17 protein-coding genes are annotated in these 20,343 nt (G+C 62.9%); 5 read left to right on the top strand and 12 right to left on the bottom strand.

The genetic code is table 11. The features are described 5' to 3' along the window. Positions 1 to 36: 36 nt before the first annotated feature. Positions 37 to 1,524, top strand: coding sequence for a mannitol dehydrogenase family protein (locus tag AC4D2O_RS17215; protein ID WP_490908581.1), 1,488 nt, complete (start codon positions 37 to 39; stop codon positions 1,522 to 1,524). Between the two features lie 71 nt (positions 1,525 to 1,595). Next, the gene (locus AC4D2O_RS17210; RefSeq protein WP_490908580.1) at positions 1,596 to 1,724 is read left to right on the top strand and encodes a hypothetical protein; all 129 of its coding nucleotides are present in this window, start codon (positions 1,596 to 1,598) and stop codon (positions 1,722 to 1,724) included. Here AC4D2O_RS17210 and AC4D2O_RS17205 read toward each other — a convergent pair. The 7 genes from AC4D2O_RS17205 to AC4D2O_RS17175 all read right to left on the bottom strand — a co-directional run bounded on the left by AC4D2O_RS17205 (position 1,721) and on the right by AC4D2O_RS17175 (position 9,539). Beyond that, a complete protein-coding gene (locus tag AC4D2O_RS17205; protein ID WP_490908579.1) occupies positions 1,721 to 2,773 on the bottom strand; it encodes a 2-hydroxyacid dehydrogenase in 1,053 nt (350 codons plus the stop codon). The two genes, AC4D2O_RS17210 and AC4D2O_RS17205, sit on opposite strands and share 4 nt — an antisense overlap. Next, positions 2,770 to 3,432 (bottom strand): histidine phosphatase family protein, encoded by a 663-nt coding sequence (locus tag AC4D2O_RS17200; protein WP_490908578.1) that lies wholly within the window; start codon positions 3,430 to 3,432, stop codon positions 2,770 to 2,772. The genes AC4D2O_RS17205 and AC4D2O_RS17200 overlap by 4 nt, the downstream gene beginning before the upstream one ends. Beyond that, positions 3,429 to 4,919, bottom strand: a complete 1,491-nt coding sequence (locus tag AC4D2O_RS17195) for an FGGY-family carbohydrate kinase (protein WP_490908577.1) — start codon at positions 4,917 to 4,919, stop codon at positions 3,429 to 3,431. The genes AC4D2O_RS17200 and AC4D2O_RS17195 overlap by 4 nt, the downstream gene beginning before the upstream one ends. After that, complete coding sequence (locus AC4D2O_RS17190) at positions 4,916 to 6,418, bottom strand: FGGY family carbohydrate kinase (protein WP_490908576.1); 1,503 nt, start codon at positions 6,416 to 6,418, stop codon at positions 4,916 to 4,918. Before AC4D2O_RS17190 ends, AC4D2O_RS17195 begins: the two co-directional genes overlap by 4 nt. A 66-nt stretch (positions 6,419 to 6,484) precedes the next feature. Further along, positions 6,485 to 7,747, bottom strand: coding sequence for a sugar ABC transporter permease (locus tag AC4D2O_RS17185; RefSeq protein ID WP_490908575.1), 1,263 nt, complete (start codon positions 7,745 to 7,747; stop codon positions 6,485 to 6,487). Continuing rightward, a complete protein-coding gene (locus AC4D2O_RS17180) occupies positions 7,744 to 8,586 on the bottom strand; it encodes an ATP-binding cassette domain-containing protein (RefSeq protein ID WP_490908574.1) in 843 nt (280 codons plus the stop codon). Before AC4D2O_RS17180 ends, AC4D2O_RS17185 begins: the two co-directional genes overlap by 4 nt. Positions 8,587 to 8,597: 11 nt before the next feature. Then, the gene (locus AC4D2O_RS17175; RefSeq protein ID WP_490908573.1) at positions 8,598 to 9,539 is read right to left on the bottom strand and encodes an ABC transporter substrate-binding protein; all 942 of its coding nucleotides are present in this window, start codon (positions 9,537 to 9,539) and stop codon (positions 8,598 to 8,600) included. Between the two features lie 290 nt (positions 9,540 to 9,829). Between AC4D2O_RS17175 and AC4D2O_RS17170 the strand changes: the two genes are divergently transcribed. Both AC4D2O_RS17170 and AC4D2O_RS17165 read left to right on the top strand, forming a co-directional pair. Further along, a complete protein-coding gene (locus AC4D2O_RS17170; protein ID WP_490908572.1) occupies positions 9,830 to 10,618 on the top strand; it encodes a DeoR/GlpR family DNA-binding transcription regulator in 789 nt (262 codons plus the stop codon). A 115-nt stretch (positions 10,619 to 10,733) separates the two neighbouring features. Further along, positions 10,734 to 11,930: an ATP-binding protein gene (locus tag AC4D2O_RS17165; protein ID WP_490908570.1), complete on the top strand. Its 1,197-nt coding sequence runs from the start codon at positions 10,734 to 10,736 to the stop codon at positions 11,928 to 11,930. Positions 11,931 to 12,095: 165 nt separating this feature from the next. On the opposite strand, the gene AC4D2O_RS17160 is transcribed toward AC4D2O_RS17165, so the two are convergent. Then, positions 12,096 to 13,151: a PDDEXK nuclease domain-containing protein gene (locus tag AC4D2O_RS17160; protein WP_490908569.1), complete on the bottom strand. Its 1,056-nt coding sequence runs from the start codon at positions 13,149 to 13,151 to the stop codon at positions 12,096 to 12,098. A 465-nt stretch (positions 13,152 to 13,616) separates the two neighbouring features. Next, on the bottom strand, positions 13,617 to 15,008 hold the full coding sequence (locus AC4D2O_RS17155; protein ID WP_490908642.1) for an MFS transporter: 1,392 nt from the start codon (positions 15,006 to 15,008) through the stop codon (positions 13,617 to 13,619). Between the two features lie 209 nt (positions 15,009 to 15,217). Here AC4D2O_RS17155 and AC4D2O_RS17150 point away from each other — a divergent pair, with 209 nt between their 5' ends. Next, complete coding sequence (locus AC4D2O_RS17150; RefSeq protein ID WP_490908568.1) at positions 15,218 to 16,114, top strand: helix-turn-helix transcriptional regulator; 897 nt, start codon at positions 15,218 to 15,220, stop codon at positions 16,112 to 16,114. A gap of 67 nt (positions 16,115 to 16,181) precedes the next feature. Here AC4D2O_RS17150 and AC4D2O_RS17145 read toward each other — a convergent pair whose 3' ends face one another. From AC4D2O_RS17145 to AC4D2O_RS17135, 3 genes are read right to left on the bottom strand one after another with little or no spacing between them, the layout of a single operon-like run. Beyond that, a complete protein-coding gene (locus AC4D2O_RS17145; protein WP_490908566.1) occupies positions 16,182 to 17,372 on the bottom strand; it encodes an acyltransferase family protein in 1,191 nt (396 codons plus the stop codon). Continuing rightward, positions 17,369 to 19,072 (bottom strand): FAD-binding oxidoreductase, encoded by a 1,704-nt coding sequence (locus AC4D2O_RS17140; RefSeq protein ID WP_490908565.1) that lies wholly within the window; start codon positions 19,070 to 19,072, stop codon positions 17,369 to 17,371. The genes AC4D2O_RS17145 and AC4D2O_RS17140 overlap by 4 nt, the downstream gene beginning before the upstream one ends. Then, positions 19,069 to 20,343, bottom strand: a complete 1,275-nt coding sequence (locus AC4D2O_RS17135; protein WP_490908564.1) for an FG-GAP repeat domain-containing protein — start codon at positions 20,341 to 20,343, stop codon at positions 19,069 to 19,071. Before AC4D2O_RS17135 ends, AC4D2O_RS17140 begins: the two co-directional genes overlap by 4 nt.

The following is a 20,343-nucleotide window of genomic DNA, read 5'->3' as shown; positions in this document are numbered from 1 at the left end:
CGTCCCAGCCACACATGAGCAGTCAAAGGAGCCTTCATGTATCACCTGTCCAACACCACCCTCAAAGAAACAGCTGACAAACTGACCGCAGCCGGCGTCCGTGTACCCGTTTATGATCGGTCCGCCCTAACGGTAGGCATCGTCCACTTTGGAGTGGGCGGCTTCCACCGAGCTCACCAGGCCATGTACCTTGATCGGCTCATGAACCAGGGACACGCCCATGACTGGGCGATCTGCGGTGTCGGCGTACTCCCCGCCGACCGCGCCATGCAGCGCGTCATGCAAGACCAGAACGGTCTCTACACACTGGTCCTGAAAAACCCGGACGGCACCACTGATGCGCGCATCATCGGATCGATCATCGACTACCTATTTGCCCCCGATGATCCGGACGCCGTGATCGAACGCATGGCAGCAGAAACAACCCGGATCGTGTCCCTCACCATCACCGAGGGCGGTTACAACATCGATCACGTCACCGGCGAGTTCAACGCCTTACACCCGGCTGTCATGGAAGACCTCATACCCGGCGCGCAACCGGCCACGACCTTCGGGCTAGTCATCGAAGCTCTCCGTCGCCGCCGCGACCGCGGACTTCCACCCTTCACCGTCATGTCCTGCGACAACATCCAAGGCAACGGTGACGTAGCCCGCAGAATGTTCTCATCCTTCGCCACTCTCGTCGATGAAGACCTGGGCGCGTGGGTCAGCCAGAACGTCAGTTTCCCGAACTCGATGGTCGACAGAATCACACCCGTCACCACTGATACCGATCGGGACATGGTGAAGACAACGTTCGGCATCGACGATGCATGGCCGGTTATCTGCGAAGACTACGAACAGTGGGTCCTCGAAGACGCCTTTCCGCTCGGACGCCCGGACCTCGATGGCGTCGGCGTGCAACTGGTCAGCGACGTCGAACCCTATGAGCTCATGAAGCTTCGACTGCTCAATGCCAGTCACCAGGCACAGTGCTACGTCGGAACCTTGGCGGGCTACCGGTACGCGCACGAGGTCTGTCAGGATCCCCTGTTCGCGGGCTTCCTCCTCGACTACATGAACCTCGAGGCCACGCCGACCCTGCACCCCGTTCCGGGCATCGACCTCCAGACCTACAAGCACACCCTCATCGCGCGATTCTCCAACGAGTATGTGAAGGACACGCTCGCCCGGCTCTGCGCTGAAACCTCGGACCGCATCCCCAAATGGTTACTGCCGGTCATACGCGAGAACCTCGAGCACAGACGGGACGTGTCCCGCTCCGCAGCCGTGGTCGCAAGCTGGGCGGTGTACGCCGAAGGGCACGACGAACAGGGTAATCCGATTACCCTCGTCGATCGCCTCGCCAGGAACATCACGGATGCTGCGTCCCGCAATCACGAAGATCCGCTGTCATTCCTTCGACAAAACGACATCTTCGGCGACCTCATCCACCAACCGGCATTTACTCAGCCCTACATGGCCGCGCTTGCTACCCTTCATGAGTCTGGTGCCCGAGCTCTCCTTCAGCAATTGCGAGACTAAGCCGAAATCACCTCATCGCCCTCACAACTCCAAGGCCCTAAGCCGACGCCAACATTCCATCATCTTTAGTTATGAAATCCGACGAGACGCGCCGGACGGCCGAGATCGTGGGCGTGCTCGAGATAGCCGAGGAGTGCTTCGACGCTCTTCAGGTAGGTAAGGTCAGCACCCTGATGCGGCTGCTTCGCACGCGGAACTAGGTGAGAGAAACAGACGTCTGGATGGCAGTTCGGTTCGCGCGGTGCTGTAGGTCTTCTCCTTTAAGATATCTGCGCACTTCTGCGGCGACGATCGACGCGGCGTTCTGGGCGGTTTCCTTGCTGGATCCGGCGAGGTGGGGGGTAAGGACGACCCCCGGTGTGGTCAGGAGCCTAGAGGCGGGGGGGATGGGTTCTTGGGGGAAGACATCAAAGGCTGCCCCGAAGAGGTGTCCCGAGGCCAGGGCGTCGAGGGCCGCGTCGTAGTCGAGGAGTGCTCCACGGGCGCAGTTGACGAGGATGGACCCACGAGGCATTTGTGCGATTTCGGAAGCTGCGATCATTCCGGTGGTTTCCTTCGTGACGCGGGCGTGAAGGGAAATGATGCGGGACTGGCTGAGCAGGTCAGGGAGATCCACGAGGCGGGCTGCCCTTCCGAGATCGTCCTGTGTGACGTACGGGTCGTGCACGAGGACGTGAGCGCCGAAACCGCCGAGGATGCGGGCTACTTTCCGTCCGATGGCGCCGTACCCGACGAGGCCGACAGTGCTTCCCTCGAGCTCTGGGCCCACGGCGTCATACATGTAGTAGTCCCCTCGCCATTGGCCGCCGAGGAGGTCTCTATGGGTTGCGGGTATGCGGCGTGCGGCCGCGAGCATCATGGCGACCGTGTGCTCGGCGGTAGCGGTGGAATTCCTGCCGGGCGCGTACGTCACCGCAACGCCGTGACGCGTGGCTGCCTCCAGGTTCGCGTTGACCGGTCCGCCCCGACCGATACTGAACAGTTTGAGATCCGGACAAGCTGCCAGAACCTTCTCGGTCAGAGGAGCCATCTGCGTCACGCAGATCTCCACGCCTTGCAGGGCTTTGATGAGTTCATCCTCGGACCCGGACGCTTCGTCGACCTCCCCGACAGGACCGAAGGGCTGCACCGGCCAGGGCAGGGTGAGCCTTTCAAAGCTCACCTCGGTGTGGACCTCACGGGTGACAGCGTCGATGAGGAGATCAGTGGTCACGAAGTGATCCCCTGCAGCCAGGATGCGCGTGGTCATGATGGTGTCCTTCGTTCAGGTACGGGTGTTGATTGCGTAGTCGGTGCGGGACTGACGGTCGGCTCGACGTTAAAAGAGAGCAGGGCTGGGTGTCCGTCGCCCATTTTCACCTCGGTCACTGAGCAGTTCTTCAGCGCGGGGAACACTCGCCGGTAGTTGCTGATGGTGATGCCCAGGAGATTGCAAAGCACGAGCCGAAGGACGGTCGAGTGCGCGACGACCAGGATCCGGCCATCGGGGTCCCCGGCGCTGAGTGACTCGAGGGCCTGGCAGAAGCGATTCGCGGCCTTCATGGGATGCTCTCCTCCTGGCAGGTGATGCGTCACTGGATCGCGTTGGAACGCTTCCAGTGCGGTGGGAAAGCGTTTCTGCATCTCCGCTTTCGTGAGTCCCTCGCCATCGCCGAAGTCGAGTTCACGTAAACGTGGGTCTGTTCCTACGGGTAGGCCGACTGTGCTTGCAGCTTTGCGTGCGGTGAGTTCGGCTCGGCTGAGGGTGGAGGACCAGACGCCGGTGAGGGCTGCGGTGGCCGCCCAGACTGCGAGATCGTCTCCTTGCTCGAGTCCGCGCGGTGTGAGTTCGACGTCGGTTAGGCCCGCGTAACGGTTCTCGGCATGCCAGATGGTTTCTCCGTGACGCGACAGGAAGAAGGTGGTCATAGGTGCGTCCTTGCGTAGGTTGCGACGTTGCGTGGGAGCCAGCCCCGGTCTTCGAGTGCGGACAAGAATGTTAGGTATGGCGCGCCGAAGCGGTCGATGTAGGCGGATCGAGGCTCGATCGTCGTCGTGACCTTGACCATCTGATTCGCTACAGTCGCTGCGGATTGTTCCGATACGGCGGCTGCTGCGAGGACGGCTACGCCGAGAGCCGGTTCTGCGTTGTCCGGCAGATGGACTGTGCGTCCTAGGACATCGGACCGCAGCTGCGACCAGTAGGTGCTTTTCGTCGCTCCGCCCGTGAACAGAAGCCTGCCAGAGGTATCGGCTCCGAGGGAGTCGAGGTAGTCGAAACACAGCCGTTCCACGAAGGCCAGACCCTGAAGGATGGCGGCGTACCGCTCCCCCTCCGAGGTGGGGCTGCCGATGGAGAACCCGTGTGCGTCCGGCGCGTTGAAAGGGAATCGTTCGCCACGTGACAGCAGCGGGTAGGTCGTGGGGCCCGGGTGGAAGGCGCGTGCGGTGTGCTCAAGGCGCGGTAGGTTGTCAGCAGCGAAATCCCGGCTGATGATGCCGGCCCCGGAGCTAGAGGCCCCTCCGGGGAGCCACTGACCGTCCGGACCCTTGTGGGAGTACACGACCCCCAGGGGGTCTTCGATGACGGAGGCGGATACGCCCTTGAGGATCAGTGTTGTTCCGACGACCGAATTCCAGTCACCGGGCGTTATGGCTCCTGCTCCCAGCTGGGCGGCGCATCCGTCGGTCGCTCCTGCGACGATCGGGGTCCCGTGTGCCAGGCCGGTCCGGGCTGCAGCATCAGCTCCGACGACTGCCAGTGGTGTGCCGGACCTGACCAGTGCCGGTAGGACAGAAGCGGGAATCGACAGTGCTTCGACGACCGCTGTATCCCAGGTCTCGCTGATGAGGTCGGCGCCGGTCTTAAGCGCGCTGCTGAGGTCGGTGGCAACGGGATGACCTGCGAGCCGGCTGCTGATGAAATCACTCTGGTGCATCAGCCGTGTCCCGGGCGCGTTCATTAGGTGGGGATGATCAGCTTGGAGCCAGGCGAGCTTGGGTAGCGCCCAGGTGGTTTGCATGCGCCTGTAACCGAGCCGGGTCCACAGATCACGGCCTGCTTCGTTGACACGATCGACCTCGTTCGTGGCCCGCCCGTCGTCATACATCAGGCCTGGGGTCAGGGGGGTGATTTCCGCGTCGGTCAGCACGATGGTGCCGGAAGTGCCGTCGACCGAGAGCCCTCTGATGACGGCCTTAGTGGAGGAAAGCGTTCGGGTGATCGCGGTGATCGCGGTGATGGTGGCCGTCCACCAGTGCTCGGGCTCCTGCTCGTGGCGTTGTCCGTCGCGGTGGCTCGTCAGGGGTGCCGAGGCCGAGGCCAGGATCACTCCTTCGTCGGTTACGGCCAGGGCACGCACGCTTTGTGTCCCTAGGTCGATGCCCAGCCAGGCATCGGGTGCTGCGACGCTCACGCGGTCACCGCCGGTGCGGCGCGCAGCTGCGCAAGTCGGTTCCAGGTAGGGCGCATGGCCTGCCTCAGTTCGAGGAAGACCGGGTAGAGCCGGTCGTAGAAGCTTCCCGCATCCATTGACGGCTCGTACGTCATGCTGATGCTCACATGGGCGGCAACGGCTGCCTCGATGCTCGACTGCACCCCGGTCGTGGTGAGGCCCAGGAGATATGCACCGCGGGCTCCGACTTCGGTGTCGGCGAGCTTGCGTACCGGCACGCCGGTCATGTCGGCGATCAGCTGGAGCCATAGAGCGTTGTCCGCCCCGCCGCCGCAGACGCGGAGCTCGGTGGGGGTTGGCCCGGCGGCTTCCAGGCAGTCCCTGATGACGAATGTCAGACCCTCCAGAACGGCGCGGGCAAGATCCTCCCGCCGGTGCTCGAGGGAAAGGCCGAGGAAATTGCCGCGGGCAGTGGCGTCGAGGAACGGGGCCCGCTCCCCTGCCGGGGACAAGTAGGGGTGAAAGACGAGCCCGTTTGCGCCGCGGGGGCTGTGGGACGCGAGCTCCGTGAACTCGATCGGGGTGTTGCAGTTGAGCATGGAGCACGCCCATTGAATGACTTCCCCACCTGCAAGGGTCGGGAGTGCCCGGAGGTAGCGGCCTTCGACGCCGAGCCCTACGGTGAGCCCGGCCGGTGTCACGGAGGTGTCGATGGTGTCAATGACGATCTCGGTGCAAAGAGTTGTCCCGAGGATGCTGCACGCCTGGCCAGGAAGGACCGCTCCTGCCCCGATGGACGTCGCAGCGATGTCGTAGGAGGCTAGGACCACCGGTGTGCCCTGCGGCAAGCCGGTCAGGGAGGCCGCCTTGACGGTCAGGGGGCGGGCACGGTCGGTGTCGGTGATGATGGTGGGCATGAGGTTCTTGGCCCAGGGCATGGCGTATGCCTCGTAGAGCTCCGGCGAGTACTGGCGTGTGCGGATGTCCATGAAGGGGGCTGCGCCGTCGGACCCATCGACCGCCCGGACGCCCGTCAGGCTGTAGAACAGCCAGCCGTCGCAGGTCAAGGACGACGTCGACGCTTTCAGTCGGTCGGGGTCGTGCTGTCCGAGCCAGGCCAAGATGGAATTCGGCAGTCCGGCGAAGGTCATGGAGCCGTTGGTGATGAACGCGCGGTCCAGTGTGCCGTCTGCTCGCCACGCTTCGACGACGTCACCGGCCCGTCCGTCGTTCCAAAGGATGGCAGGGCCCGTCGGTTCGCCGTCCTCGTCGATGAGCCAGCTCCCGTCGCCCTGGCCGGTGATGGCGAGGAACTGCACGGGTGTGGTGAGTTGTGTGGCGACGTTGCTGATGGCTTCGGTTACGGCGGCCCGGACGGCGTGCATGTCTTGTTCTGCCCAGCCGGGGTGGGGTCGGGTCACGGTGGTGGGGAGGCGGACGATGATCGCTTCCTTGCCGTCGTCGTCGTAGCCGACGGCCTTGATCATGGTGGTGCCGGCGTCGACTGCTATTGCTGCCATGGTGTACTCCTCATCGAGCTACCTTTCGGGTGAGTGGTCGAGCTGGTTGGCCGGGTTCCTGGGGCGTCATGCCTTGCCATGGGACGAGCGCGATCGGCGTGATACCGAGTCCAGTGTGACGGCGAGCAGGAGGACGGCGCCGGTGACCATGAATCGGAATGAGGAGTCCAGGCTCAGCAGGGTGAGTCCGCTGGAGATGGACTGGATGACGATGATGCCGAGCAGGGCCGCAAATGCGCTGCCGCGTCCGCCGAAGAGACTGGTTCCGCCGATCACGGCGGCGGCGATGGCGTTGAGATTGACGTCGCCGCCGCCGCTGCTCTGGTTCGCTGCCGCCAGGCGCGACGCGGCGAGGATCCCGCCGACGGCGGCCAATGTCGTGCAGGCCACGAAGGCGGAGGTGTAGACGGCTTTGACGTTGATGCCTGCCCGGCGGGCGGCCTCGGCGTTGCCTCCGACGGCGAACATTGAGCGGCCCCACTGGGTGCGGGTGAGCGCATAGTTCATGGCCAGGACGAGGGCGAGGAAGAACACGAACATCCAGCCGACGCCGCGGGTCTGGTTCAGATACCAGACGACGACACCGGCGAGGACCAGCAGGCCTGCCGCGCGCAAGGCGCTTCCGGTCAATGACCGGCTGGACAGGCCTGCACGGTGGCGTGCCCGGGCATGTCGGAGGTCGGTGAGGAATAGGGCCGCGGCCGATGCAATGACCAGCACGTAGGACAACCAGGCGGGGACGAAAGCCAGCTGGGCGAAGTAGACGAGGGGGGAATCGAAGGGGATGTTGATGGACCCAATGGGACCCAGGACGTAAAGCTGCAGGCCGAGAAACCCGAGCAGTCCGGCGAGGGTGACAACGAATGCCGGGACGCCGAAGCGGTTGAAGACCTGCCCGTAGAACCAGCCGATGAGCATTCCCATGACGACCGCTGCTGCTACGGAGAGCCAGACGTTCCAGCCCTGGTTGACGAAGGTGACCGTGACGACGGCTGCGGAGAGGCCGCTGACGGATCCGACGGACAGATCAATCTGTCCCAGCAGGAGGACGCAGACGATACCGAGCGCGATGACGCCCACGGCTGCGCTTTCCATCGCGAGGTTGACCAGGTTCGAGCTGGAGAGGAACTTCGGGTTGAGGATTTGCAGGATCGTCCAGATGATGGCGAGCCCTGCGATGACGGGCAGGACGCCGAGATCCCCGGAGCGGACACGGTCGAGAGCCCCGTCGATGGTTCCCCTGATACCGGTGGAGGTGCGTAATCGCTCGTCCTGCCGGTCGATCATCGTGGCCTGAGCTGATCCTTGAGGCTCGGTACTGGTCTTCATGGCTGTGTTTCCTCGGTAAGTGGGGGCTGCGGTACCGGGTTCTGGGTGGAGTCCAGGTTTCGGGTGGCCGAGCGTCGGGACACGACGTTGTCAGTGGCGCCGGTGATGGCGGCGATGACGTCCTCGGTCGAGACGTCGGCCACCCGGAATGTTCCGTTGTTCTTGCCGAGACGGAGGACGGCGACGCGGTCCGCCACGGCTTTCACGTCGGCCATGTTGTGGCTGATCATGATGACGCCGAGGCCGCGTTCGCGGAGCCGTTCGACGAGATTCAGCACCTCGGCGGTCTGAGCGACGCCGAGAGCTGCGGTGGGTTCGTCCAGGATGATGACTTTGGGGTCTCCGAGTAGGGACCGGGCGATAGCGACCGTCTGGCGTTGCCCGCCGGAGAGGGAGGCGATGGGCGTGTGCAGGGATGGGATCTTGGCTGAGAGTTGCTTCAGTAACTCCCAGGACCTGGTTTCCATGGCGACCTCGTCGAGCCGGTATTTGGACATTTCGCGGCCTAGGAACAGGTTGTTGATGACGTTGAGGTTGTCGCAGAGCGCCAGGTCCTGGAAGACCGTTGCGATACCGAGGTTCAACGCAGCCATGGGAGTGGGAATCGTTTCAGGGTTCCCCTCGAAGGTGATCCTTCCGGTATCGGGGGTGTGGACCCCGGAGAGGACCTTGACCAAGGTGGACTTCCCGGCGCCGTTGTCACCGACGATCGCAACGACTTCCCCTGCCGCGACGTGGAGCTCGATGTCAGTGAGAGCGGCGACGGCTCCGAAGGACTTGCTGACGCCCTCGAGGGACAGGATGGTCCGGTCCGTGCGGGCGAGTGTGGGTGTGCTCATTCCCGGTACCCCTATTCGATGCCGGCTGCAGCGCAGTCAGCCGCGTAGGTCGACGTGCAGATGTCCTCGATGGTGGCCACTCCGCCGTCGATGATGACTTCCTGGAAGTTATCGAGGGTCACCACGGTTGGTTCGAAGAGTTCGGACGGGGTGTCGAAGAGCGTCGTCTTGCCCTCGACGGTCTCCCCGTTGGCGAACTTGTAGGCGACCTCGGCTGCGGCTTCGGCGACGGTCTTGATGGGCTTGGAGATGGTGTTGTACTGGTCTCCCGCGATGATCCGCTGCAGGGCGGCCAGTTCCGCGTCGTTGCCGGTAACGGGGGGGAGCTCCGTGGTACCGGCGGCCTTGAAGGCGGCAATCGCTCCCCCGCCGGTCCCGTCGTTCGCCGCGACGACGCCGGCGATATCGTCGCCGAACTGGGTGATCTGGCCGCTGACCCAGTTTTGGGCTTCCGTGGGATCCCAGCCGGGAGTGTCGAACTCGGCCAGCAGATTGAAGTCGCTGGTATCGATCGACGAGTGGATGCCGTCCTTAATGAGCCCGGCGGCGGCGTCTGTGGGAGATCCGTTGACCTGCAGGACCCCTCCGGTGGCGCCAATCTCTGTCAGGTGATCGACGAGGGACTGCGCAATTTTCGCCCCAATGGCCTCATTGTCGAAGGAGACGTAGTAGTCGGCCGGCATGTCGGGGATGGGGCGGTCGTACGCGATGATCGGGATGTCCTGGCTTTGTGCCGAGTTGACGATGGTGGCCGCCGCAGCTGAATCGACCGGGTCGATTACGATGGCGTCGACACCTTGGGCGATGGCGGAGTTCGCCTGTTCCTGCTGCTTCGAGGCACTGGAATCAGCATTGGAGTAGATGACCTCGCACTCGGCGCACAGGTCCTTCATCTTCGCCTCGAAGAGGGGGCGATCGAACAGCTCATACCGCGTCGAGGCGTTATCCGGCATCAAGAATGCGATGCTCTTTGCCTCGCCGGCCTGTTCGCCTGCCGCTGCGCCTCCTCCCCCGCATCCTGCGACGGTGAGTACGACGCTTGCGGAGGCTGCGAGCACAAGGGGACCCCGGGTCAAGAACTTCTTCATTGGAATTCTCTTTCATGTCTGGCTGCGGACGGAGGCGCCTCGTCTGGCGCTGAAGGAACAGTAACATTAACTCTGTGATTATTATCATGTACGCTGATAGTTTTTTGCTTCGGATAGTGTTTAGGTATCAGTCCGAGCAGTGAGGTTCGATCAGCATGAGCACAGAAGCGTCGCCGCGTCGTCCAAGGGTCGAGCGCCAGCGTGCACTCGTTACTCATGTTGTGGAGGCTGGCTTCGCCAGCGCGGCGACCCTCGCCTCCCTCTGCGATGTCAGCGTGATGACCATTCACCGGGACATCGATGACCTTGCCCGCCGCGGTATCCTGCGCAAGGTCTCTGGTGGCGTCTCTGCCCTGCCCTCGACCGTCTTCGAGGCCAGCTCCGAGATCAGGATGCAGATTGAACCAGGAGCCAAACAGGCGTTGGCCCGCGTCGCCGAGACGTTCGTGGACGCCGGAATGTCGGTCATGCTCGATGACTCCACGACCGTCCTTGCTCTGGCGCGGCTGCTCAACGACAAGGGTCCGCTGACGGTACTGACCAACTACCGTCAGGGACTCGAGGTTTTCAGGGAGAACGATGACGTCAGGCTCATCGTGATCGGCGGCCAGTACAGCCGGACGCATGATTCATTCATCGGGTTGCCCAGCGACCCGTCCGTCATGTCCTACTCCGTCGATATCGTCTTCCAGTCCACCTCGACCATGGGCACCCGCATGACGTACCACCAGGAACAGGACGTCGTGCACATGAAACGCGCCATGCTCACCGCAGGCGCCCGTCGCGTTTTGCTCATGGATGGGTCGAAGATCGGCCGGACCTCACTTCACCACTACGTCCCGGTCAGCGACTTCACCGACGTCGTCATCACGGATGACGTCCACCCCGACGTCATCGCCGAGCTCAAAGACCAATGCACGGTCCATATAGCCCCGACTGCCTGACCGCCCCAGGCAGTGAACACTCCATCGGATCGGTAGCGCTGCGGTCGACTGCGGAAGATCTAGAAAGTTCTACGTAGTTCTACACGTTTCGATATAAAGGCGTAGATTTTGGTACATGCACCTCGAACTGAACCCGTACAACCCAGGATCTGGGCTTCGCCCCCCGGTCATGGGCGGCCGGCAGCGAGAAATCGATGCCTTCGATCTCATCGTCGCGAGAACGAAGCGTAATCTTCAAAACCGCGGCATGGTGCTCTCGGGCCTACGGGGCGTCGGCAAGACCGTACTGCTCAACTATCTGCGCGCACATGCCGACAACCACGGGTGGTTCACGATCTGGCTGGAGGGCAAACCCGAAGCACAGGGCTTCAACGAGGTCCGCGGGAAATTCGCCCGCGAACTGACATCGGCAGCCCGCCGCTACAACAGCCCCTCCGGCAAAGAACGGCTCCAACAGGCACTGGGCACCATCCAGTCCTTTACCCTGACCCTGGGCGTCCCTGGCATCAAGGCCGACATCAGTATTGCCTCAGGTGGGACGTCTAGTGGGGTGAACCATCGGGCGAACTCCGGAACGATCGACATCGACCTCGAAGAACTTGTCGAGGACGTGTCCCTGGCCCTGCAAGCAGACAACAGTGCATTCGCGATCTTCATCGATGAAATGCAGGACCTCGACCAGGATCTATTGACCGCGCTCATCACCGTGCAGCACACCGCCGGGCAACGCGGTTGGCCGTTCTACATCATCGGCGCAGGTCTACCGAACCTCCCCACGACACTTAGTGAAGCGCGGACCTACGCCGAAAGACTGTTCGACTACCGCGCCATTGGCCCGCTCGAAGAGGCCGACGCGCAATACGCGCTGACCCGACCCGCAAAGAAGATGGGTGCCGAGTACTCCTCCGACGCCCTCACCACGCTGCTCCAAGCCTCCGGACACTACCCATACTTCATCCAGGAGTTTGGCAAAGCCATCTGGGACGCTGCCCCAACAAGCCCATTCACCGGAGACGACGCGGAACTCGCCGTCTCCATGGGACTAGGACAACTCGACGCCGGATTCTTTTCCTCCCGGTGGGGACGAGCAACTCGAAAGGAACGCTCGTACCTGCGAGCAATGGCTGAAGACGGAGACGCTGGATCCAGCACGAGCAAGATCGCAGAGCGACTCGGCGTCAAAGTCACCGCACTAGGTCCAGCCAGGGCACAACTGATCAGCAAAGGCATCATCTACTCCCCCGAATACGGACGAGTCGCCTTCACAGTCCCTGGCATGACCGGCTTCATCCTCCGACAACACGAGGACTGACTCCGCGGCCGATGATCAACCAGATGCCGTGCCTGCACCATCTGGATTAGGCCGACGGAAGGTCAATTATCGGCGATTAGTGGTGTGCTCGAAGATGAGTGTTTTGAGCTTTGAGGATGTCCTGTTCAAGTACCGTCTTTGCTCCGTCGGGAGGTTACTTCCGGATCAGGAATTTGGTGCGTCAGAGGCGTCCGGATTTTCGTGCTCCAGTGCAGCAGTGATTGCGGCCGGCGACGGCAGTGCGGCTTGTTCGTCCGCGGGAAGCGCTTCGTAGGTATAGGACGTTACGGCCAAGGGTTGGGTGGATCCCTCGAGGGCGTAGCGCACGACTCGTTCACTCTTCGATCCACAGACCAAGATCCCAACAGTTGGTGCCTGCCTCGGGAGTCGCATGATGTCGTTGACTGCTGCTACGTAAAAGTTGAGTTGTCCTAGGTTCTCCGGTTTGAACTTGCCTGCTTTAAGTTCGACCACCACGTACCGGTCCGAGGGGACGTGGTAGAGCAGGAGGTCTATGTAGAAGTCGTCCCCGTCAATGCTGAGGTGGTGTTGTCGGCCGACGAAGGCGAATCCTGGTCCGAACTCCGCCAGTGTCTGGGCCATCCGGAGGGTCATGGCCTCCTCGATGGCGTGTTCCTGGGCTTCCTCGGTCAGGCCGAGGAAATCGAGTACCAGCGGGTCCTTCGCAACTTCCCGCGCCAGGTCTGTGCCCACGCCGGGTAGCCGTGCTTCAAGGTTGTTCGGTGCCGCGCCGGCCCGGGCATGAAGATTGGTCGAAATTTGGTGTTCGAGGACGGCCACTGACCAGCCGTGCTGGGCGGCGCGCGATGCGTACCAGGTCCGCACTTCGTGGTCGTCAACCTTGGTCAAAAGCGTGACGTTGTGGCTCCAGCTCAATTGTCCAGACGGTGTCTGGACAATTGGTTCCGAAGCATCCCATGCCGCTGCGAAGGCGCGCATGTTGTAGAGGTTAGTTCGGGAAAAGCCTCTCATGTGCGGGAACTCGGCCTTCAGATCCTTCGCCAGGCGTTCGAGGACCCTACTCCCCCAGGGTTCGTCCGCCTGCCTGTCCAAAATCGACCGTCCGATGTTCCAGTACAGCTCGATCATCGCCGTATTCACGACGCGCTGCGCGCGGCGCTGTGCTTCCCACACCAGCGCTTTCAAGGCCGTGAGCGCGGCGGCATAATCTCCCGGGAGATCCGGTTCGAGCTGAGGCATAGGACCACCCTAGTTGGAGTGGCGTTCCTTCCCGCCATCGCCGAGGGAGACCCATAGTCACCGCTCCAACCCCCAGTTCGCGGCTCCCACACCCGGGCAGGCAGTGTAATAGCACCGCAGCCTGTGACGCGATTGAAGGGAACGATCAGCAATGAACTCTGTACTTCTGTGTCTCCGTGTCCGGCGACAGAAATTGTTGGTTTTGGGTGTTTCGTCTCCTTCATCAATTGCGAGGTTCGTCCTCCTCGTACCGGTACTCGTGTCTAAGCTCTTTGATCATCCATTCGCCGATCCAGAGGGAAAACACGGCGCCAGCGAAGCATACGATTGCGCCAAGATGGACAGGGGAGCCTGTTCCGTCAGGAGGAGCCCGATCCCCAGGGCGACCAGAATGAGAGCCAGATAGCCCCACTTGCTGCGGAATAATCGCGTCCCGTGGCGGACAGTCGGATGGTTCCGCTCACCTCAAGCTGTTGCGGCTGCCTTCTGAGGCCTGAGGAACAATGCGACCACCAGCGCCGTCGCGATGCACAACGCAGCGTTTACCCAGATCGCCAACGTCACGCCACTAAGCACTGCTGCTGCCGAATCCGAGTCGAGAGCCAGGAGCTGCGCTGTGAAGATTGCGCTCATGATTGGAATGCCCATGGTGATGCCGATCTGTTGGCTCATTGTCGCCAGTCCCGTAGCCAGCCCTTGCTCTCCGTCCGGCAAGCCTGACGTCGCCGTGACCATGAAGCCGACGATGACTACGAGGTTGGCGACTCCGCCGATGAAGGTTGCTGCCAGGAGCAAGATGATGGCCGAGCCGTTCGTCCCCAGCATCACCAAGGAGGCGGTTGCGATTCCCTGCACGATGAAGCCGTACACAATGGCCCGCTTGTTGCCGACAGCCCCAATAACCTTAGGCCCGATGATTCCGCCAAGCACGGTACCCAGTCCAAGGACAGCGAACGAGAGTCCGGCGCCAAGCGGGGTGTATCCGAGAACTTGCTGGAGGTACAGGGTCAGCAGGAAGACCAGGGACGTTTCCGTGACGAAGGCAAGTATCCCGGCGATGTTGCCCCACGCCACGGTCGAGCGCTTGAGGATGCCCAGCGGTACGAGGGGGAACTCTGCACCCTTCTCGATGGCGGTGAAAGCCACGAACAGGACGATGGCAACGGCGAAGGACACGAGCGTGAGAGTGTCCGTCCAGGAAGTCTCCGCGGCCCTTGTGAGGCCGAATACCAGGGCGAGGAGACCTGCGGTGACGGCGGTTGCGCCCGGCACGTCCAGCCGAGTCCTGCCCGCTGGCTTGCTCTCGGCGAGCACGATGGGAGCGATTACGAGCACTGCGACGGCGACCGGGATGTTGATGAAGAACGCCCAGCGCCAGCTAAGGAGATCCGTCAGCAGTCCACCCAGGATTGCACCGGTGGTGAAGCCGGCGGCCATTAGGGCGCCATTGAGTCCGAGTGCCTTGTCCCGCAGGGGTCCCTCTGCGAAGGAGCTTAGAAGCAGTGCCAGGGCCGCTGGTACGACAATGGCGGTTGCGATTCCTTGGGCGACGCGGGCGATGAGCAGGATTGCGGGGTCTACGGCCAAACCCCCGAGCAACGATCCAGCGCCCAGCAGGGCCATGCCGATGAGGAACATCCGGCGTCGGCCCATAAGGTCCGCGACCCTTCCGAAGAGAAGCGTGAAGCCGGCTGCGCACAGGGCGAAGGAGGTGGCGATCCATTGGAGGTTCTCGAGGCTGAAACCAACGTCGGCACCGATGGTGGGCAGGGCGACGTTCAGGATCGAGAAGTCGACGGCCAGGGTGAAGCTTGCTGTCAGAAGGACGATGAGCGTCAGTCGCTGCTTGCCGGTCATACCGGTTGGCGTGCTGGCTCCCACCGAGACCTCGCGACGGTCTACGTCATACGGAGTAGTCATGGGGTTCCTTGTCTGCTGGTCCTGCCGCGAAAAGGCGGAGCGGTGTGTCTTCAGCCTGCTGGGGAGGGCAATAATCAACCAGACCGTGTCATGGGTAGCACTGCCAGTGACAGGACAACGCCTGCGCCCGCAGGCACTATGGGGGGATGAGCAATTTGAGTGAACTTGGGGAGTTCCTTCGAGTCCGGAGGGCCGCACTGCAGCCCGAGGACGTCGGCCTTCGCAACTACGGCGTCCGCCGGGTGCCAGGGCTTCGCCGTGAAGAGCTGGCGATGCTCGCCGGGATGAGCATCACCTACTACACAAGGCTCGAACAGGGATTGAGCAACAACGCTTCGGAGGCGGTGATCGAAGCAATCGCCCGGGCGCTGAACCTGACTTCGGATGAGCGCACGCACCTGATGAACCTCGCGCGGCCGGTGAAGACGAAACACAAGACCGCTCACAAGCCTGACTTCGCACGAGCTGGAACGATTCGGCTCATCAGGTCGATGGCGTCAACGCCTGCAGTCGTCCTCGGCCGGCGCAGCGAGGTCCTGGCATGGAACAGGCTCGGTCATCGACTGGTTGCCGGTCACCTGGACTTCGACGGCCCGAACCGGCCCGCCGCACGGGCAAACATGACGCGCATGTTGTTCCTGGATGAGCACACGCGTGAGCTCTACACTCGCTGGCAGGAGGAAGCGACGCGCGCGGTGTCATCGCTGCGCCTGCTGGCCGGTGCAACGACTGATGATCCTGAGCTCACGGAGCTGGTCGGCGAGCTGACGGTCAAGAGTCCGGACTTCTCGTCGCTCTGGGCCAAGCACCCAGTCGTGAACTGCATGTCCGGCCTGAAGTACATGCACCACCCTGAAGTGGGTGACCTCGAGCTGAACTTCGAGGTCCTCACCCCGCCTGACGAGTCAGGGCACCGGGTGCTCATGTACACCGCCGATGTCGGCACACCAGGCTACGTCGCCCTCCAGCTGCTCGGCTCTCAAATGCCACAGGAAGTGGCAGGAGATCTGCAGCATGCTGAGCTGCTCGCCACCGGCGACTGAGGCATCCACGTCGTGTGCTGAAGCAAAGAAGGGGCCCTGCGTCTGCAGGGTCCCTTCTTCATGCTGATTACGGTGCGGCGACGGGCGCCGGCTGTTCCGCGGCTGGTGCTGCAGACTTGCGCTTCGGGCGCGCCCAGCGGTCCATCACTGGCTTCTCCACGAGAGCGTAGAGGGCCCAGCCTCCGAGCAGTGTCGCCACAAAGAACCCGGCGATCACGAGCAGCGCCATCGGGGTGTCGAACACCTGGTCGCCGAGGAGGATGCGGCCGTAGAAAATGACGACGCCCTGGCAGAGGTAGAACCCGAAGGAGATGTTGCCGAGCCAGACCATCGTGGGTGAGGCGAGGAAGGTCTTGCGGCCGGTGATGTCACCGGCGGCCACGGTGCAGATGATGGCCGCGACCGGGATGATCGTTGCCACGCTGAAGCTGTAGACGAACGGGACGACCATGGCGAGGGCGTAGCCGGCGACACAGATCAGCAGGGTCTGCCACATCTTCAGCGGAATCCACCGCTTGTCAAGGACGATCATCGCCAGGATGGATCCGAGGACGAACTCGAACAGCCGCGACGGCGGGAAGATGTATCCGAACCAGAACTGGGTAACCGACACCGGGGTGAGCGGCGACACCGGCGTGGCCGGGATCAGGTAGGTGGTCACCAGCTGGACGGCAATCATCCCTGCCACCATGACCCAGGCCCACGTCCACAGCCGGTTACCCGGGATGCGGCGCAGCGGGATCATGATGAGCGGGAACAGCATGTAGAACAGCAGCTCGCTGTTCAGCGTCCAGGACGGCGGGTTGACCGCGACATAGACGGCGCCGTCCGGGAAGAAGGAATTGACCAGGAACAGGTTGGAGATGATGCCCGTCGGTGTGTTGATTGCGGCAGCGAAGAGGATCATCGACAGCACCCACATGACGAGGTGGTTGGGGAAGATCTTCAGCAGCCGGCGCCGCCAGAACTGCCTGGTCGGTTCGCTGGGCTTGTAAGACCATGCGAGCAGGAAGCCGCTGAGTACGAAGAAGAACGAGACCCCGACGTACCCGGCCTTGCTCACGAGCATCTCGAGGAACGAGCCGAGCTCCTGGTCCGCGAACGGGTTGATGGGGTCGTTCGGTGGGATGGGCGAGTTCGAGAGCGTGATATGGAAGAAGAAGACGAGCAGTGCCGCGAAGAATCGCAGTCCTGTGAGTGAGGGCAGCTTGCTCAGGCCGGCCCTAGGCGAGCTGCTCGCCCCGGTTGTCGCGGTCACGGCCGAGCTCCAGGAAGCTCGATACCGAGGCTGTGGGTGAAGAAGTTGGTCGGGTCCCAGGCCTGCTTGGCCCGCTGGAGGCGCGGGTAATTGGTCTTGAAGTACAGCTCCTGCCATCCTGTCCCAGAGCGGTTCCGTGCCGGGTCCGCCATGTCGACGTCGGGGTAATTGATGTAGCAGCCGTCGAGCTGCTCGTTCGGCACGGGCACTCCCCCGGTAGCGGCGAACATGCCCTCGAAGGTTTCTCGTTCCCACCCGAGGTAAAAGTCGTCGTCGGACTCGTCCGGCCAGAAGGTCTGGAGGCAGAGCTTGAACGCTGAGCGCCGCTGCACGTTCGCCGTGGCGTCCGGGGCTACGGCGTTGACCTGGCCGCCGAAGGAGAACAGCACAAGCATCGTGTTCGGGTTGGTGAAGTCCGGGCGGCTCATCTGGCGGTAGAGCACCCCGATCTGGTCGTCGGCGAAGCGCTTGTTGAGGTAGGCGGACTTGTGCGCACCGCGGCTGGTCGGGTTCGTGATGACCGGGTTGTCAGTGCCCACCAGCCGTGTCGCCTGTAGCCAGGGGATCTCCCTCGTGGTGAAGAAGTCCGGCATTGCCGGCAGCTCCCCGGTGGGCGTGTCCAGGGGTTCGGGGGTGACCGCGACCCCTTCTAGGATCGAGGCCACGTAGCGGTCCATGACCCCCTTCGCGTCGGGGCGTGCCGCATCGATCTGGGTGAACATCCCCATGTTTCCGTTCGCCTTCGAACTGACGTTGAAGAGGCTGCTCAGGTGGGACTCGGGGGTGCCGGGCTCGCGGTACTTCTCGTGCCAGGCCCCGAAGTTCGTGATGAGCCTGCGGAACTTTTCCTCGTCGAGCTGGTCCCAGGGGATCGAGATGGCGCTGACGAGGACGGTGGATGGCGCGTTGATGAGCTGGTCCGATGGGTTGGAACCGGAAGCTCCCGGGGACCGGAACCAGTACTTGGTCACGATCCCCCAGTTGCCGCCGCCTCCGCCGGTGTGGGCCCACCAGAGGTCATTCAGGGCGCCCTTGTCGTCTCTGGTGGCCACGGTCGTTCGGACCTTTCCGTCGGCGGCGACGGTGACCACCTCGACCGCATACAGGTGGTCGGTTACCAGCCCGTGAGAGCGTGAAAGCAGGCCGTACCCGCCGCCGGCGATGTGCCCACCCACCCCGACGCTGTAGCAGATGCCACCTGGAATCGTGACGCCCCAGTTCTTGTAGAGGGTCTCGTAGACGTTCATCAGCCGGGCTCCAGGCTCGACGGCGAACGCGCGCATCTTCTTGTCGTAGTAGACCGCGTTCATGGGCGACACGTCGAGGATCACCTCGATACTCGGGTTGCAGACGAAGTCGGCGAAGCAGTGCCCGCCGCTTCGCACGGACACCTTCTTGCCGGCTCTGACCGCATCCCGCACAGCGCTCTCGGCGTCCTTGGAGCTGGTGATCAGCCTGACGTACTCGGGACGGGCGACGAACCGCTGGTTGTTGCCTGTCATCAGGTCCCGGTAGCGCGAGTCAGATGGCCCGATGACCGATCCGTCAGGTGTGACAGCTCCCGTGGCGGCATTCGCCGCAGGCCCTCCGGTGGTCTCGAAGACGGCGAGGGACCCGACTGCTGCTGTGGCGGCTGATCCGCCGAGGAAGTGTCTCCTGCCGAGACCTGCCTTTTCCGCGGCTTTGTCCTTGGTTCTCATCGCTCGTTGCCTCCTTGTGGGGTCAGGTTGGGGTGCAGGGTGATCTCCGCCTTGGGAGCGACGAAGTAGTGCTGGACGGAGTAGGAGATGGTGGCGAAGTCATCCACGCCGCGGGAACCGAAGTCGCCAGCGACGATGCGTGCGATGGACTCGCCCGAGACCTTCCACTTCAGGAACAGTCCCTTCTGCAGGTCGACGGCCTTGTAGTAGTACGCGCCCTGCCAGGGGTTCGGACCGCGGAGCCCGATGAGGAACTCGTCATCACCGTCCCCGTCGAAGTCCCGGCACATGACCGTGTGGCCGGGGCCTTCCCCGTTCTCGTTCGGGTCGCCATAAATGTCCAGGAGGTGGCGCGTCCAGCCAGCGGCCTCATCCTCACCGCCACTGCGGGTGTAAACGGCCACCGTGTTGCCGTGGAAGGGCTCGATCGCTGCGACGTAGGCCAGTGGGTCATCGCCCACCCGGCCTCCGTCCACGTCCCCGCTGCCCTTGAAGGTGGTCAGCTCGAACTGGGATTCCTCGCCGTCACCGATGTGCTCGTACTTCCAGGTGCTCGAGTCCTCCTCGTAGTAGAGCCAGGTGACACCTTCGTCAGAGGCCATGAGGATGGAATCCAGTGCTGATCCGGGGATCAGGTCGGTCTTCCGCGCGACACCGTGGATCATCCTGAAGTCGGTGTCGGAGATGACTTCCTTGTCCCACTCGGTCCGCGGGTCGTCCGGTTCGGTGAAGAGGACCACGGGAAGGACAGCGTGGACGTCCTCGACAGCGACGATGGGGAACCCGATCACTTGTGTACGGTCAGTCCTGGTGAAGTGCCCGACACGCAGGCGGTGCATGCCGATGGCGCGCCCGATGTAGTGGCGCTTCCACTGGGCTCCGTCCGCGGCATCCTTGCCCGGGTTCTCGATCCAGTCGATCTTGCCGCCCTCAGGGTCCGCGTGGTGGATGGTGCCGCCGGGACCGTACAGCTGGTAGCAGACGACTAGGTCGTCGGTGCCGTTGCCGGTGATGTCCCCAAAGTCCATGCCCACCGGCTCCTTAATCTTGTCGATGATCAGGCGCTTTTCCCAGGTCGGGTTCTTGTACCAGTAGATTTCCCCGAGGGACAGGCCGTAGCCGACGAGGTCCGGACGCCCATCCCCGTCGATGTCGGCTGCCTCGAGCCAGTACCCGTCACGCAGAAAGTCGGTGACGGTCTCGCTGCCGAAGGATGGTTCCGTGATGTCCAGGCTTGGGATCTTGGCGCCTGTTACTGCTGGTGTCGTCAT

The organism is Arthrobacter sp. TJ-238 (assembly GCF_058269215.1).
Note: the sequence above shows the minus strand (reverse complement) of the source record. Positions and strands in the feature narration are given on the sequence as shown.